This is a genomic window from uncultured Albimonas sp. (assembly GCF_963977235.1).
GTDB lineage: Bacteria > Pseudomonadota > Alphaproteobacteria > Rhodobacterales > Rhodobacteraceae > Albimonas.
In genome coordinates, this window is record NZ_CAXBOD010000001.1 from 350687 (window position 1) to 364583 (window position 13897).

13 protein-coding genes are annotated in these 13897 nt (G+C 73.7%); 6 read left to right on the forward strand and 7 right to left on the reverse strand.

Annotated elements, in window-relative coordinates; all coding sequences use genetic code 11:
• Positions 1-93 precede the first annotated feature (93 nt).
• Together AAC134_RS01655 and AAC134_RS01660 are read right to left on the reverse strand one after the other, a co-directional pair.
• Positions 94-654 carry an adenine phosphoribosyltransferase gene (locus AAC134_RS01655; protein ID WP_339947293.1) on the reverse strand — a complete coding sequence of 187 codons (561 nt, stop codon included), beginning with the start codon at positions 652-654 and terminating at the stop codon, positions 94-96.
• A complete protein-coding gene (locus AAC134_RS01660; RefSeq protein WP_339947294.1) occupies positions 651-1295 on the reverse strand; it encodes a flavin reductase family protein in 645 nt (214 codons plus the stop codon). Before AAC134_RS01660 ends, AAC134_RS01655 begins: the two co-directional genes overlap by 4 nt.
• Before the next feature lie 139 nt (positions 1296-1434).
• On the opposite strand from AAC134_RS01660, the gene AAC134_RS01665 reads away from it, so the two are divergent.
• Both AAC134_RS01665 and AAC134_RS01670 read left to right on the forward strand, forming a co-directional pair.
• A complete protein-coding gene (locus tag AAC134_RS01665; RefSeq protein ID WP_339947295.1) occupies positions 1435-1953 on the forward strand; it encodes an N-acetyltransferase in 519 nt (172 codons plus the stop codon).
• A gap of 100 nt (positions 1954-2053) precedes the next feature.
• Positions 2054-2749: a molecular chaperone DjiA gene (locus AAC134_RS01670; RefSeq protein WP_339947296.1), complete on the forward strand. Its 696-nt coding sequence runs from the start codon at positions 2054-2056 to the stop codon at positions 2747-2749.
• Between the two features lie 128 nt (positions 2750-2877).
• Here AAC134_RS01670 and ade read toward each other — a convergent pair whose 3' ends face one another.
• The 3 genes from ade to AAC134_RS01685 form a co-directional block, all read right to left on the reverse strand.
• On the reverse strand, positions 2878-4710 hold the full coding sequence (gene ade / locus AAC134_RS01675) for an adenine deaminase (RefSeq protein ID WP_339947297.1): 1833 nt from the start codon (positions 4708-4710) through the stop codon (positions 2878-2880).
• A 79-nt stretch (positions 4711-4789) separates the two neighbouring features.
• Positions 4790-5119, reverse strand: coding sequence for an AzlD domain-containing protein (locus AAC134_RS01680; protein WP_339947298.1), 330 nt, complete (start codon positions 5117-5119; stop codon positions 4790-4792).
• On the reverse strand, positions 5116-5940 hold the full coding sequence (locus AAC134_RS01685) for an AzlC family ABC transporter permease (protein ID WP_339947299.1): 825 nt from the start codon (positions 5938-5940) through the stop codon (positions 5116-5118). The genes AAC134_RS01680 and AAC134_RS01685 overlap by 4 nt, the downstream gene beginning before the upstream one ends.
• A gap of 198 nt (positions 5941-6138) precedes the next feature.
• Between AAC134_RS01685 and mobA the strand changes: the two genes are divergently transcribed.
• Together mobA and AAC134_RS01695 are read left to right on the forward strand one after the other, a co-directional pair.
• Positions 6139-6867 carry a molybdenum cofactor guanylyltransferase gene (gene mobA / locus AAC134_RS01690; RefSeq protein ID WP_339947300.1) on the forward strand — a complete coding sequence of 243 codons (729 nt, stop codon included), beginning with the start codon at positions 6139-6141 and terminating at the stop codon, positions 6865-6867.
• A gap of 37 nt (positions 6868-6904) precedes the next feature.
• Positions 6905-8083: an MFS transporter gene (locus AAC134_RS01695; protein ID WP_339947301.1), complete on the forward strand. Its 1179-nt coding sequence runs from the start codon at positions 6905-6907 to the stop codon at positions 8081-8083.
• A 125-nt stretch (positions 8084-8208) separates the two neighbouring features.
• Here the strand turns inward: AAC134_RS01695 and AAC134_RS01700 are convergent, their stop codons facing one another.
• Positions 8209-8904, reverse strand: a complete 696-nt coding sequence (locus AAC134_RS01700) for a 3-oxoacid CoA-transferase subunit B (RefSeq protein WP_339947302.1) — start codon at positions 8902-8904, stop codon at positions 8209-8211.
• Complete coding sequence (locus tag AAC134_RS01705) at positions 8901-9593, reverse strand: 3-oxoacid CoA-transferase subunit A (protein ID WP_339947438.1); 693 nt, start codon at positions 9591-9593, stop codon at positions 8901-8903. Before AAC134_RS01705 ends, AAC134_RS01700 begins: the two co-directional genes overlap by 4 nt.
• A gap of 217 nt (positions 9594-9810) precedes the next feature.
• Here AAC134_RS01705 and AAC134_RS01710 point away from each other — a divergent pair, with 217 nt between their 5' ends.
• Together AAC134_RS01710 and AAC134_RS01715 are read left to right on the forward strand one after the other, a co-directional pair.
• Complete coding sequence (locus tag AAC134_RS01710) at positions 9811-11037, forward strand: argininosuccinate synthase (RefSeq protein ID WP_339947303.1); 1227 nt, start codon at positions 9811-9813, stop codon at positions 11035-11037.
• Positions 11038-11372: 335 nt separating this feature from the next.
• Complete coding sequence (locus AAC134_RS01715) at positions 11373-13859, forward strand: ligase-associated DNA damage response DEXH box helicase (protein ID WP_339947304.1); 2487 nt, start codon at positions 11373-11375, stop codon at positions 13857-13859.
• Positions 13860-13897: the final 38 nt, after the last annotated feature.

Below are 13897 nucleotides of genomic sequence, written 5' to 3' on the forward strand. Positions count from 1 at the left end.
GGTCCGTTGTGGACCCCGCGAGGTTCACAAAGCGTTGCCGCAGCCGGGAAACAGGGTTTGCGGAAGCTTTCCGGAGGGGCCGCGCCGGGGCGCTCAGTCCCCCGCGTAGGCGCACAGCGCGTGGACCGTGACGCCCATCCGCTCGAGCCGCGCGCGGCCGCCGAGGTCGGGCAGGTCGACCACGAAGGCGGCGCCCACGACCTCGCCTCCCAGCCGCTCGACCAGCTTCACGGCGGCCTCGGCGGTGCCGCCGGTGGCCAGCAGGTCGTCGACGATCAGCACCTGCTCGCCGGCCTCGATGGCGTCGTCATGCGCCTCGAGCACCGCCTCGCCGTATTCCAGCGCATAGGCCTGCGCGATCCGGGGCCCGGGCAGCTTGCCCTGCTTGCGCATCGCCAGGAACCCGGCCGAGAGCTGGTGGGCGCAGGCGCCCCCGATGATGAAGCCCCGCGCCTCGAGCCCGGCCACGTGCTGGATTCGCGCGCCCGCGAAGGGGCCGACCAGCCGGTCGACCGCCGCGCGCAAGCCCCGGGGGTGGCCGAACAGCGGCATCACGTCCCGGAACTGGATGCCCGGCTTGGGGAAATCGGGGATCGTGCGGATGTAGTCGCGCACGTCGTCCCCCCAGCCGAAGGGTTTCTGCGCCGCGTTCACGGCTTGAGGTTCCCCGCGTCGCCGCCGCCCGGCCGGGTCATCGCGAACAGCTCGCGCACCACGGCGTAGTCCTTGTAGCCGCAGCGGGCCACCGGCTGCACCTTGGTCAGGTCGAAGATCCCCTCGGTCAGCACGTCGTCGCGGATATGCACGGCGACCACCTGGCCGATCACCATCACGTTCTCCATCGAGCGGTCGCCGTGGGGCAGCGCCAGCTCCTGCACCAGCCGGCATTCCAGCGTGGCGGGGGCCTCGGCGATGCGGGGGGCCGCGATCTCGAGGCACGGCGCGGCGGTCAGGCCCGCCATCGCCATCTCGTCCTCGCCCGGCGCGAAGGCGCCCGAGGACAGGTTCATCGCGTCGCGCAGCTCCCATCCCACCACGTTGGCGGCGAACTCTCCGGTCTCGCGCACGTTGGTCAGGCTGTCCTTGGTCTCGTCCCGGCGGCCGACCTTGCGGTCGTTGATCGAGAACATCACCATCGGCGGATCGTCGGCCACCCCGTTGAAGAACGAGTAGGGCGCCAGGTTCACCCGGCCCGCCTTGTCGACGGTCGAGATCCAGCCGATCGGCCGCGGCGCCACGATCGCCTTGAACGGGTTGTGGGGCAGGGGGTGCCCATCCTGGATGCGATAGTGCACGCGGATCTCCTTCGTCGCGGCGTCCCCCGGTCCGGGGAGGGTCGGGGCCCGTTCTAGACGAGAACGCGCCGGACATGCTACGGGGCCCTTCGCGTTCGCCCCTCAGGGCCCTCTCCCCCCAGTCGATGGATCCGCCGCCATGTTCCGAGTGATGCGCGAGCGTCCGCAGGACGAGGCCGAGGTCGAGTGGCTCTACGACACCTGCTTCGCGCCCGGGCGGACGGCGCTCAGCTCCTACCGCCTGCGCGAGGGGGTGGAGCCGATCCCTGAACTGCGCCTGCTCGCCCGCGACGAATACGACGCGGTGGCCGGCGCGATCCGCTACTGGCCCGTGCAGATCGGGTCCGCGCGCCTGCCCTGCCTGCTGCTGGGCCCGGTCGCGGTTCACCCCACCCGTCAGGGCGAGGGGCTGGCCGCCTCGCTGATCGGGCTGACGCTGGAGACGGCGGGAGAGCTCGGCTGGACCCGCGTGGCGCTGGTGGGGGACGAGCCCTACTACCGCCGCTTCGGCTTCAGCCGGGAGCTGGGGCGCGGCCTGGTCTTCCCGCCCCCCACCAACCCCGCCCGCGTGCTGGGCCGCGAGCTGCTCCTCCCCGGCGCCTGGGAGGGCGTGGCCGGCGATGTGCAGCGCTGGGAGGGTCCGCTGGCGCCGGGCTGAGCCGCTTCCGGCCGCCCGCGCCCCCCCGGGGGCGGGACCTGCCGCCGCAACCGGTCGCGGACGGGTCGCCGAACCCGGCCCTCGCCGCTAGGATGTCGCCATGTCGATCTGGACCAGGATAGCCGAGGCGCTGCGGGCGCTGCGCGAGGGCGAGACCCTCGCCGACGTCTTCGCGCGGCTGAAGACGCCGCCCGAGCAGACCGCCGGCTTCGCCATCGCGGTGATCGCGCTGGGCGCGAAGATGGCCAAGGCCGACGGCAAGGTCACCCGCGACGAGGTCTCGGCCTTCCGGGAGGTGTTCCACATCCCCCCCAGCGCCGAGCGCCAGGCCGCGCGGATCTTCAACATGGCGCGCACCGACGTGGCCGGGTTCGAGGGCTATGCGGCCTCGGTCGCCCGCATGTTCGGCGAGCGCAAGGCCCCGCTCGAGGACCTGCTGGAGGGCCTGTTCCACGTCGCCGCGGCCGATGGCGAGTTCCACCCCGACGAGGAGGCCTTCCTGCGCGAGGTCTGGCGCCTGTTCGGTCTGCCCGAACGGGTGTTCCGCACGCTCTACGCCCGCTACGCGCCCGGCGCGACGCCCGACCCCTACGAGGTGCTCGGCGTGGGTCCCGACGAGTCCGACGACAAGATCCGCCGCGCCTGGCGCCGGCTGGTGCGCGACACCCATCCCGACCGGATGATCGCCCGCGGCGTGCCGGAGGAGGCCGTGCGCCTCGCCACCCAGCGCCTGGCCGCGATCAACGACGCCTACGACGAGATCATGCAGCTGCGCCAGGGCGCCGCCTCGACCTAACCCCGGATCCGTCGCCCAGGGCGTCGCCCCGGCCCGCCCCGGCCCGCCCCGGCCCGCCTCGGCCTGGCCTCGCCCCGGCCCGGCCTCGTAGGGCGCATTTCAATGCGCCGCGCTCCGCGGGCCGCGCCTTACGGCAACAGCACCTCGGTCAGCTCGAAGGTCTCGACGTCGACCAGCCCCTTGTCGGAGATCCGCAGGCTCGGGATCACCGCCAGCGCCAGCAGCGAGTGCTGCATGAAGGCGTTGTTGAGCGTGCAGCCGCAGTCGCGCAGGGCCTGGGCCAGGGCCTCGGCCTGCGCGGCGACCTGCTCGGCCGGGGCGTCCGACATCAGGCCGGCGACGGGGAGGGGGACGCAGGCGAGCTCCTCGCCGTCGCGCCAGACGCAGGCGCCGCCGCCGATCTCGGCCAGCCGGTTCACGGCCCGCGCCATGTCCTCGGCCGAGCGTCCCACCACGATCACCTGGTGGCAGTCGTGCGCAACCGTCGAGGCCACCGCGCAGGGCCCCTCGTAGCCGAAGCCGCTGACCAGGGCGTTGGCGATCTCGCCGGTGGCGTGGTGACGCTCGACCACCGCGATGCGGCAGAGGTCGCCGGGGGCGGACTCGGGGGACAGGGCGCCGTCGACCACCGGGACCTCTGCCTCCAGCGCGCGGGTGGGGGCCTGGTTCTCGACCACCCCGATGACCCGGGCGCGGGCGTAGTTGGCGCCGGCGGGGGCCTCGATCCGGAAATCCTCCGGCGCGGCGCCGCGGGCGAGGTGGACGGTGTCCCTGGCCGCCGCGGGCCACTCGAAGCCGGGGCGGGGGACCAGCATCTCGCCGCCCTCGGCCACCACCTCGCCGCGGCAGATCACGGTCCGGGCGCGGAACTCCACCAGGCTGTCGGTCAGCACCACGTCGGCGCGCCGGCCGGGGGCGATCGAGCCGAGCTCCCGCCCCAGCCCGAAATGCGAGGCGGCGTTGATCGTGCACATCTGCAGCGCGGTCATCGGGCGCAGCCCCTGGGCGATGGCGTGGCGCAGGACGCGGTCCATGTGGCCCTCGCGCACCAGCGTGGGGGCGTAGCAGTCGTCGGTGCACAGGATCAGGCAGCGGGTGTCGAGCCCCGCCTCGGTCACGGCGCGCACCTGGGCCGCCACGTCGTACCAGGCCGAGCCCAGCCGCAGCATCGCCGCCATCCCCTGGCGGACGCGGGCGAGCGCGTCCTCGGGGCGGGTGCCCTCGTGGTCGTCGGCGGGGCCGCCGGCGGCATAGGCGTGGAAGGCGCGGCCCAGCTCGGGCGAGGCGTAGTGGCCGCCCACGGTCTTGCCCGCCGCCATCGCCTCGGCGATCTCGCCCATCATCTTGGGGTCGCCCGCCGCGACGCCGGGGAAGTTCATCACCTCGCCGAGGCCCGCGATGCCGGGCCAGGTCATCATCTGCGCGATGTCCTCGGGCCCCAGCTCGGCGCCCGGCGTCTCCAGCCCCGGCGCCGAGGGCACGCAGGACGGGGCCTGCATGTAGACGTTGATCGGCTGGACCATCGCCTCGTCGTGCATCAGGCGCACGCCCTCGAGGCCCATGACGTTGGCGATCTCGTGGGGGTCGGCGAACAGGGTGGTCGAGCCGTGCGGGGCGACGGCGCGAACGAACTCTGTGGGGGTCAGCATGCCGGACTCGACATGCATGTGGGCGTCGACGAGGCCCGGCGACATGATCGCGCCGCGGGCCTCGATCACGCAGGTCTCCTCGCCGATGCAGGGGGCGGCGTCGGGGCCGCAGTAGGCGAAGCGGCCGCCCAGGATGGCAAGGTCGATGCCGGGGATCAGCTCGCCCGAATGCACGTTGGCCCAGGTCCCGCCGCGGATCACCAGGTCGGCGGGGGCGCGGCCGGCGGCGACCTCGACCAGGGCGGGGGCGAGCTCGGACCAGGAGCGGATGCCATGGGCCAGGCGCGGGTCGGCGGAGGGGAGGGTCGGCATCCGGGAGCTCCGTCGTGGAAAAGGTCGCCGGAGGGTGGCGCCGGGGAGCGGCCGGGGCAAGGGGCGCGCGGGGCGGGCGTCAGGCCAGGGCCTGAAGAAGGAGGAGCAGGCCGATGCCCGAGACGATGGGCAGCAGCAGGCGGCCGGTGGCCATGCCCACGGCGAGCACCGTCAGGGCGGCGAGGATGCGGAACGGGTCGGTCTCGCCGTCCAGCGCGCGGGGCCAGACCACCATCGGGGCGACCATCGCCGGCAGCACCGTGACGGGCACGTAGCGCAGCAGGCGCATCGCCCAGTCGGGGAACTCGCGCCCGCCGGCGAGGCCGATGAAGGACCAGCGGATCAGGTAGGTGCACACGCCCAGCGCCGCGATCGAGGCCCAGAGCGTGGCGTCGGAAGCGGTGATCATCGGGGGGCCTCCGTCTCGTCGGCGCGGCGGGCGAGGCGCAGCTCGACCGCCGCGCCGACGCCCATGCCGATGGCCGCGGCGACGATCAGCCCGAGGTTCCACGGCGCCCAGGCCAGCGCCAGCGAGGCGGCGACGGCCGCCAGCGCGGCGCAGATGTTGGCCGTGCCGCGGATCATCGGGGCGACGATGGCCAGGAACATCGCGGGGGGCATGAAGTCGATCGGCAGCCCCTCGGGGATCCAGCCGCCGGCCACCAGGCCGAGGGCCGAGCAGATCACCCAGGCGGTGGACATCGGCAGGGCGACGCCGAAGTAGAAGGCGAGCTTGCGGGGCAAGGGCTCCTGCGGGATCACCGCCCAGCGGCGCATCGACAGGCCATAGACCTGATCGACCACGAAGAACCCCGCGATGGCGCGGATCCAGGCCGGGGCCTTGCCGATATGGGGGGCGAGCGAGGCGGAATACATCGCCATGCGCAGGTTCACCGCCAGCGCCGCAACCACCGCCACGATGGCCGGCGCCTGGTCGGTGAGCAGCTCGAGGAACGCGAACTGCGCCGCGCCGGCGATCACCGAGACCGTCAGCACCATCGCCTTGAGCGGGTCGAGTCCCGCCGCCGTGGCCACCGCGCCGAACAGCATGCCGAACGGGATCACGCTGACGATGAAGGGGAGGCTCGCCGTCGTGCCCTCGAGCGCCACGCGCCACAGGGGGCCGGAGAAGGCGGGGTCGTCCTCGGGCGCGGGCGCGGGCGCGGGCGTGCGGGTGGGAGCCGCCGCGCCGGGGGCGGACGGGTTGCGGCTGGGGGCGAGGTCGCTCATCCTGCGCATGGTCTCCCGGCCCGCGGCGGGACCGTCCGTGTTCGGGGTGGCTTGGTCAGCATTCCTTACCTTGAGGGCAGGCCCCGTGCAATTCACCGATCGTGAGGCGTGGCGTCACCGTCCGGCATCGCAGGACGGCCGCGCGGGCGCGTGGGCGCGCCGGGCCGCGGGGCCGCGGCCAGCCTCGGGCGCCGGGCGGTGAGGCCGGTTCCGGTCGTTATCCTGGGCGGCGGCGAGGCCCGGCGCATGGGCGGGGGGGACAAGGGGCTGGCCCTGCTGGGCGGGCGGCCGCTGCTCGATCACGTGATCGCGCGGCTGGCGCCCCAGGCCGGGGCGATGGCGCTGAGCGCCAATGGCGAGCCGGCGCGATTCGCCCGTTGGGGCCTGCCGGTGCTGGCCGATGCGGCGACGTCGGGGCGCCCGCAGGCGCGGGCGGGCGAGGCGCGGGCGGGCGAGGCGCGGGCGGGCGAGGCGCGGGCGGGGCCGCTGGCGGGGATCCTGGCGGCGCTCGACTGGGCGGCGGCGCGGGGCGAGGCGCAGGTCGCGACCGCGCCCTGGGACACGCCGTTCCTGCCGGGCGACCTGCTGGCGCGGCTGGCCGAGGCGGCGGAGGCCTCGGGCGCCCCTGTCGCGCTCGCCTGCGGGCCGGATCCCGAGCGGGCCGAGGGCGCGCTGCACCCCGCCGTGGGTCTGTGGTCGACCGCGCTGCGCGAGGATCTGCGCGCGGCGCTGGCGCAGGGGACGCGGCGGGTGCGGGGGTGGGCCGCGGGGCGGGGGTTCGCGCGCGTCCGGTTCGAGGCCGGGGCGCAGGCCGGGGTCCCCGATCCGTTCTTCAACATCAACACGCCGGCTGATATGGCGCTGGCCGAGCGGCTGTGGCGGGCGCATCTCGCGGTCCGCTCCGCGGCAGGAAAGGACGAGGCTTGATCGACCGACTTCTCGTCTTGCCGGCGGCGGGCCTCCGATGAGGTCCCCGCTTCTGTCGGGCGCGTTCCTGCGGACCTCGGGCTACTACGTCGCCTTTTTCGGGGCGATGGGGGTGTATCTGCCGTTCTGGCCGCTGTGGCTGAAGGACTGGGGGCTGACCGAGGCCGAGATCGGGGCCTACACCTCTGCGGGCATCGTGATGCGGCTGCTGGCGGGGCTGGCGCTGCCGGTGCTCGCCGACCGGATGGAGGCGCGGCGGCTGACGCTGGCGCTGGTGGGGGCCGTGGGCGCCGTGCTGTTCGTGCTGCACCTGGCCGCGGGGGCGCCCTGGGTGCTGCTGGCGTTGACCATGCTGACCGCGGGCGTGTTCTCGGCGATGATGCCGATCGGGGACGCGCTGGGGGCGGCGGCGGCGCGCAGCTTCGGGTTCGAGTATGCGCATGCGCGGGCCGTGGGCTCGGCCAGTTTCCTGGTGATGAACGTGGCGATGGGCGGCGCGCTGGCGCTGATGGGGGCGGATGCGGCGCTTTGGGCGATCGTGGCGTGCCTCGTGGCGGCGGCCTGGCTGGGGGGCACGCATCCCGGCGGCGGGCGGGTGCAGGGCGGCGCGCCGCCGAGCCTGACCGAGATGCGGCGGCTGGTCTCGACGCCGCTGTTCGTGGTTTTCGCCCTCGCCTCGGGGTTCGCGCAGGCGAGCCACGGGGTGCAGTATGTCTACGCCTCGGTGCACTGGCGCGAGCTGGGGGTGGCCGAGGAGACCATCGGACTGCTCTGGGCCTTCGGGGTGCTGGTCGAGGTGGGGCTGATGGTCTTCTTCGGCCCCGCGCTGATCCGCCGCCTGGGGGCGCCGGGCGCCATCGCGCTGGCGGGCGGGGTGGGAGCGGTGCGCTGGGTGGCGATGACCTTCGATCCCACCGGCCCGCTGCTGTGGGCGCTGCAGGGGACGCACGCGATCAGCTTCGCGGCGGCGCATCTGGGCTCGATCGCCTTCATCCAGGCCGCGGCGCCCGAGCGGCTGGCCGGGGCGGCGCAGGCGGTGATGCAGGTGCTGGGCTCGGGCGTGCTGATGGCCGGCGCCTCGGCGCTGGCGGCGGTGGTCTATCCGGAGTTCGGGGGAGGGGCCTGGTGGATCGCGGCGGCGATGTCCGCGATCGCGCTGGTCCTGTCGCTGGAGCTGCGGCGGCGCTGGGACGGGACGATGCAGAGAGCGGCCTAGGGCGCGCCGGCAGGGCAGGACAGGGCCGGTCTCTGGCGTGGGGTCGGGGGGCGGGTCTGCCGTCCGCTTCGCGGCCGGGACGCCCGCCCGCCGACCCCGCCGCCGGGCCTGGCTCTGGCGGGGGCTCAGGCGGGGGGGGCGATGCGCTCGATCTCGCCGTCGATGTCGAGGAAGGCGCCGGTCTTCTCGGCCACCTCCGCGGCCGTCACGCCGGGGGCGACGGCCTTGAGCACGAAGCGGCCGTCCTCGACATGGACCACGCCGAGGTTGGTGTAGATGCGCGAGACCACCTTGATGCCGGTCAGGGGGTAGGTGCAGCTTTCGACCAGCTTGGGCTCGCCGGTCTTGGTGGTGTGCTCGGTCAGGCACCAGACCTCGCGGGCGCCCGAGACGAGGTCCATCGCGCCGCCGACCGCGGGGATGCCCTCGTTGCCGGCGCGCCAGTTGGCGAGGTCGCCGTTGGGGGCGATCTGGAAGGCGCCCAGCAGGGCGAGATCGATATGCCCGCCGCGGATCATCGCGAAACTGTCGGCGTGGTGGAAGATCGAGGCGCCGGGGTTGAGCGTCACCGGCTTCTTGCCGGCGTTGATCAGATCCCAGTCGATATCCTCTGGCGCCGGGCCCTCGCCGAAGCCGAGGATGCCGTTCTCGGAGTGGTAGGTGACCTGGCGGCCGTCGGGGACGTATTGCGCGGCGAGCTCGGGCATGCCGATGCCGAGGTTCACGAAGGCGCCGTCGGGGATGTCCTGGGCGGCGCGCCAGGCCATCTGCGGGCGGGTGAGGCCGGTGGTCCGCGCGGCCTGGGTCCGGGCGTCGGTCATGGGTAACGGGCTCCCTGCTCGAAAAGCACCTGCTCCTGCACGGCGCCGGGGACGTGGACCAGGCGGTTCACGAAGATGCCGGGGGTGACGACCTGCTCGGGGTCCATCTGGCCGGGCTCGAGGATCTCGTCGGCCTGCACGACGGCGCAGCGGGCGGCCATGCACATGATCGGGCCGAAGTTGCGCATCGCGAGGTGGAACTGCAGGTTGCCGCAGCGGTCGGCGCGCGACGCCTTGACCAGCGCCACGTCGCCGGTGATCGCCCGCTCCTGCACGTAGTCGCGGCCCTCGAACGTGGCGACGGGCTTGCCCTCGGCGAGCGGCGTGCCCACGGAGGTGCGGGTGTAGAAGGCCGGGATGCCCGAGCCGCCGGCGCGGATGCGCTCGGCCAGCGTGCCCTGGGGGACGGTCTCGAGCTCGATCCTGCCCGAGAGATACGCCTCGTTGAAATGGTGCGAGGCGGCCGAGCGGGGGAACGAGCAGATCACCTTGCGCACCCGGCCCTCGCGGATCAGGGCGGCGAGGCCGACCTCGCCGTTGCCGGCGTTGTTGTTGACCACCGTCAACTCGCGCGCCCCCTGGTCGATCAGGGCGTGGATCAGCTCCACCGGGTTGCCGGAGCCGCCAAAGCCGCCGATCAGCACGCTCGCGCCGTCCTGGACGTCGGCCAGCGCCTCCTCGGCGGTCATCACGGGGCGGGTCACGCCCACTGCTAGGGTCACGTCGCGCTCCTCCGCGTTTCCTCGTCGGGCGAAGTCATGACCGCTTTCGCCGTCAAATTCCAGAGCGGCGGGGGGCGGAGGGGCGCTGCGCCCTCCCTTGCGCCCGGGGCGCCTCCGCGCTAATCGCGGGCGCGCCCGCCGCCCGCCGCCCGCCGCCCACCGCCCCGCCTATCCGGAGAAGATCATGTCCGCGCCGAAGAAAGTCGTCCTCGCCTACTCGGGCGGCCTCGACACCTCGATCATCCTCAAGTGGCTGCAGGTGGAGTACGGCTGCGAGGTCGTCACCTTCACCGCCGACCTGGGCCAGGGCGAGGAGCTGGACCCGGCGCGCAAGAAGGCCGAGCTGCTGGGGATCAAGCCCGAGAACATCTTCATCGAGGACGTGCGCGAGGAGTTCGTGCGCGATTTCGTGTTCCCGATGTTCCGCGCCAACGCGGTCTACGAGGGGCTGTACCTGCTGGGCACCTCGATCGCGCGGCCGCTGATCTCGAAGCGGCTGGTGGAGATCGCGGCCGAGACCGGGGCCGACGCGGTGGCCCATGGCGCCACAGGCAAGGGCAACGACCAGGTGCGGTTCGAGCTGTCGGCCTATGCGCTGAACCCCGACATCAAGGTGATTGCGCCCTGGCGGCTGTGGGACCTGACCTCGCGCACCTCGCTGATCGCCTGGGCCGAGAAGCACCAGGTGCCGGTGCCGACGGACAAGCGCAACGAGGCGCCGTTCTCGGTGGACGCGAACCTTCTGCACACCTCGTCGGAGGGCAAGGTGCTGGAGGATCCGGCGGTGGACGCGCCCGATTACGTCTACCAGCGCACGGTGAACCCCGAGGACGCGCCCGACACGCCCGAGTTCATCGAGGTGGGCTTCAAGACGGGCGACGCGGTGTCGATCAACGGCGAGGCGATGAGCCCGGCGACGATCCTGACCGCGCTGAACGAGTATGGCCGCAAGCACGGCATCGGCCGGCTGGACCTGGTCGAGGGGCGCTACGTCGGCATGAAGTCGCGGGGCATCTACGAGACGCCGGGCGGCACGATCCTGCTGATGGCGCATCGGGGGATCGAGCAGATCACCCTCGACCGCGGGGCGGCGCATCTCAAGGACGAGCTGATGCCGCGGTATGCGGAGCTGATCTACAACGGCTACTGGTTCTCGCCCGAGCGGGAGATGCTGCAGGCGGCCATCGACCACAGCCAGACCCATGTCGAGGGCACGGTGCGGCTGAAGCTCTACAAGGGTTCGGTCAGCGTGGTGGGGCGGTGGTCGGAGCGGTCGCTGTATTCGGAGGCCCACGTGACCTTCGAGGACGACGCGGGCGCCTACGACCAGAAGGATGCGGCGGGGTTCATCAAGCTCAACGCCCTGCGTCTGAAGCTGCTGGCCACGCGCGAGCGCAAGCTGAAGGGCTGAAGCCGGCCCTGCGGGCCGGCGGCGCCGCGACAGGCCGTGCGCCTGTGGGTGCGGTCGGGCTCGCGGCGCGGGGCGGGCGGCGGCGCGTCTGGCGGCGGGGCCTGTGGCGGGCCTCGGGCTCAGCGGGCGGGCTCGGGGCTTGGGGCCGGTGTCGAGCGCCGGCCCTGCGGGCCGGCGGCGCCGCGACGGACGGCGCGCGCGGGGGGACGGTCGGGCTCGCGGCGCGGGGCGGGCGACGGCGCTTGCGGGCCCTGGGGCGGGCGGTGCGCGGGCCCTGGGAGGCGGGCGCCGCCTTCGCCCTTCGTCTCGCGGCTCCCGCGCCCTAGCTTCCGGGCATGGACGCCGCCGCCGACTCGCCCTCCGATCTGCTGCCGCTCCGCTTCGCCGACTGGTTCGCGCGGCGGGGCTGGGCGGCGCATCCCCATCAGCTTGCCCTGCTGGAGCGCGCCCGGATGGGCGGCGCCGACCTGCTGGTCGCGCCCACCGGCGGAGGCAAGACGCTGGCCGGTTTCCTGCCCTCGCTGGTGGCGCTGGAGGGGGCGCCTCGGCCGGGGCTGCACACGCTCTACGTCTCGCCGCTGAAGGCGCTGGCGGCCGATATCCGGCGCAACCTGGAGCGGCCGATCGAGGAGATGGGCCTCTCGATCCGGGTCGAGGACCGCACCGGCGACACCAAACAGTCCGCCCGGCGGCGGCAGCGCGCGGACCCGCCGCAGATCCTGCTGACCACGCCCGAGAGCCTGGCGCTGCTGCTCAGCTACGAGGACGCGCCGCGGATCTTTGCGGGCCTCTCGCGGGTGATCGTGGACGAGGCGCATGCGCTGGCCGAGTCCAAGCGCGGCGACCTGCTGATGCTGGGGCTGGCGCGGCTGCGCAGCCTGGCGCCGGGGCTGAGTGTGGCGGGGCTTTCGGCCACGGTGGAGGATCCTGCGAAGCTGGGGCGCTGGCTGTCGCCCGCCGGCTGCCGGGTGCTGACGGCGGACCCCGGGCCGGAGCCCGACATCGCCATGCTGGAGGCCGCCGCCCCGCCTCCCTGGACCGGGCAGGGCGGGCGCTATGCGGCCCCCGAGGTGATGGACCTGATCCGCCGCCACCGCACCACGCTGATCTTCCACAACACCCGCGCCCAGGCGGAGCTGTTCTTCCAGGCGCTGTGGGCCGAGAACGACGAGACCCTGCCCATCGCGATCCACCACGGCTCGCTCGACCGCGAGGCGCGCACGCGGGTCGAGGCGGCGATGGTGGCGGGCGCCCTGCGCGCCGTGGTCTGCACCGGGACGCTGGACCTCGGCATCGACTGGGGCGACGTGGACCTGGTGGTGCAGGTTGGCGCGCCCCGCAACGTCAAGCGGCTGGTGCAGCGGATCGGGCGGGCCAACCACCGCTACAACGCTCCCTCGCGCGCGCTGATCGTGCCGGCCAACCGCTTCGAGGTGCTGGAATGCCAGGCTGCGCTCGAGGCGGTGCGCGCCCACGATCTCGACGGGGAGGCGGCGCGGGGCCCTTCGCTCGACGTGCTGTGCCAGCACATCCTGGCGACCGCCTGCGCGGGGGCGTTCGAGGCCGATGCGCTGTTCGACGAGGTCCGCCTCGCCGGGCCTTTCGCGGACCTGACCCGCGCGGATTTCGACGCCTGCCTGCGGTTCTGCACCGACGGCGGCTATGCGCTGGCCGCCTACGACCGCTGGAAACGGCTGAGGGAGGAGCCCGAGGGGACGTTTCGCCTGCGCGATCCGCGCCTGACCCGCTCGATCCGCATGAACCTCGGGACCATCGTGGGGACCGAGACGCTGGGCGTCCGGCTGAAGGGCAAGCGCGGCGGCGGGCCGAAGCTGGGCGAGGTCGAGGAGGATTTCGCCGCCACCCTCTCGCCCGGCGACACCTTCCTGATCGGGGGCGAGGTGGTCCGCTTCGACGCGATGCGCGAGCTGACGCTGGAGGTCTCGCGCGCGCCCGGCCGCAAGCCCAAGATCGCGGTGTTCGGGGGGAGCAAGTTCTCGACCTCGACGCTGCTCTCGCATCGGGTGATGGACCTGCTGCAGGCGCCCGAGCGCTGGGGCGCGCTGCCGCCCGCGGTGGCGAGCTGGCTGCGCCTGCAGGCCGAACGCTCGGAGATCCCGCCGCGCGACGGGCTGCTGGTGGAGAGCTTTGCCCGCGGTCTCTCGGGCGTCGGCCGCGCGGGGTTTCCCGGCGCGGGCGGGGGGGAGCTGCGCCACCACCTGTGCGTCTACGGCTTTGCCGGGCGCAACGCGCACCAGACGCTGGGCCTGCTGCTGACCCGGCGGATGGAGACGGCGGGACTGGCGCCGCTGGGCTTCGTCGCCTCGGACTACGCGTTGCTGATCTGGGGGCTGGAGGAGGTCACGGACCCCGCCCCCCTGTTCGAGCCTCAGGGCCTGCGCGAGGGGCTGGACCTGTGGCTGGGCGACAACGCCGTGATGAAGCGCACCTTCCGCAGCGCCGCCATCGTCGCCGGCCTGATCGAGCGCAACCTGCCCGGCGGGCGCAAGTCGGGGCGGCAGGCGACATTCTCCTCGGACATCCTCTACGACACGCTGCGCCGCTACGACCCCGACCACCTGATGCTGCGCATCACCCGCGACGAGGCGATGCGGGGGCTGGTCGACTTCGACCGGATCGAGGAGATGCTGACCCGCGCCGCCGGCCGCATCCGCCATGTGCGGGCGCAGGGGGTTACGCCGCTGGCCGCGCCGCTGCTGCTCGAGGTCGGCAAGATCCCCATCCGCGGCGAGGGCGCCGAGCGGCTGATCGAGGGCGAGGCCGCCGCGCTGATGGCCGATGCGGGGCTCGATCGCGTCTGAGCGGGCGGCGTGGGGCCCGATGTGGTCGATTTTCTGCG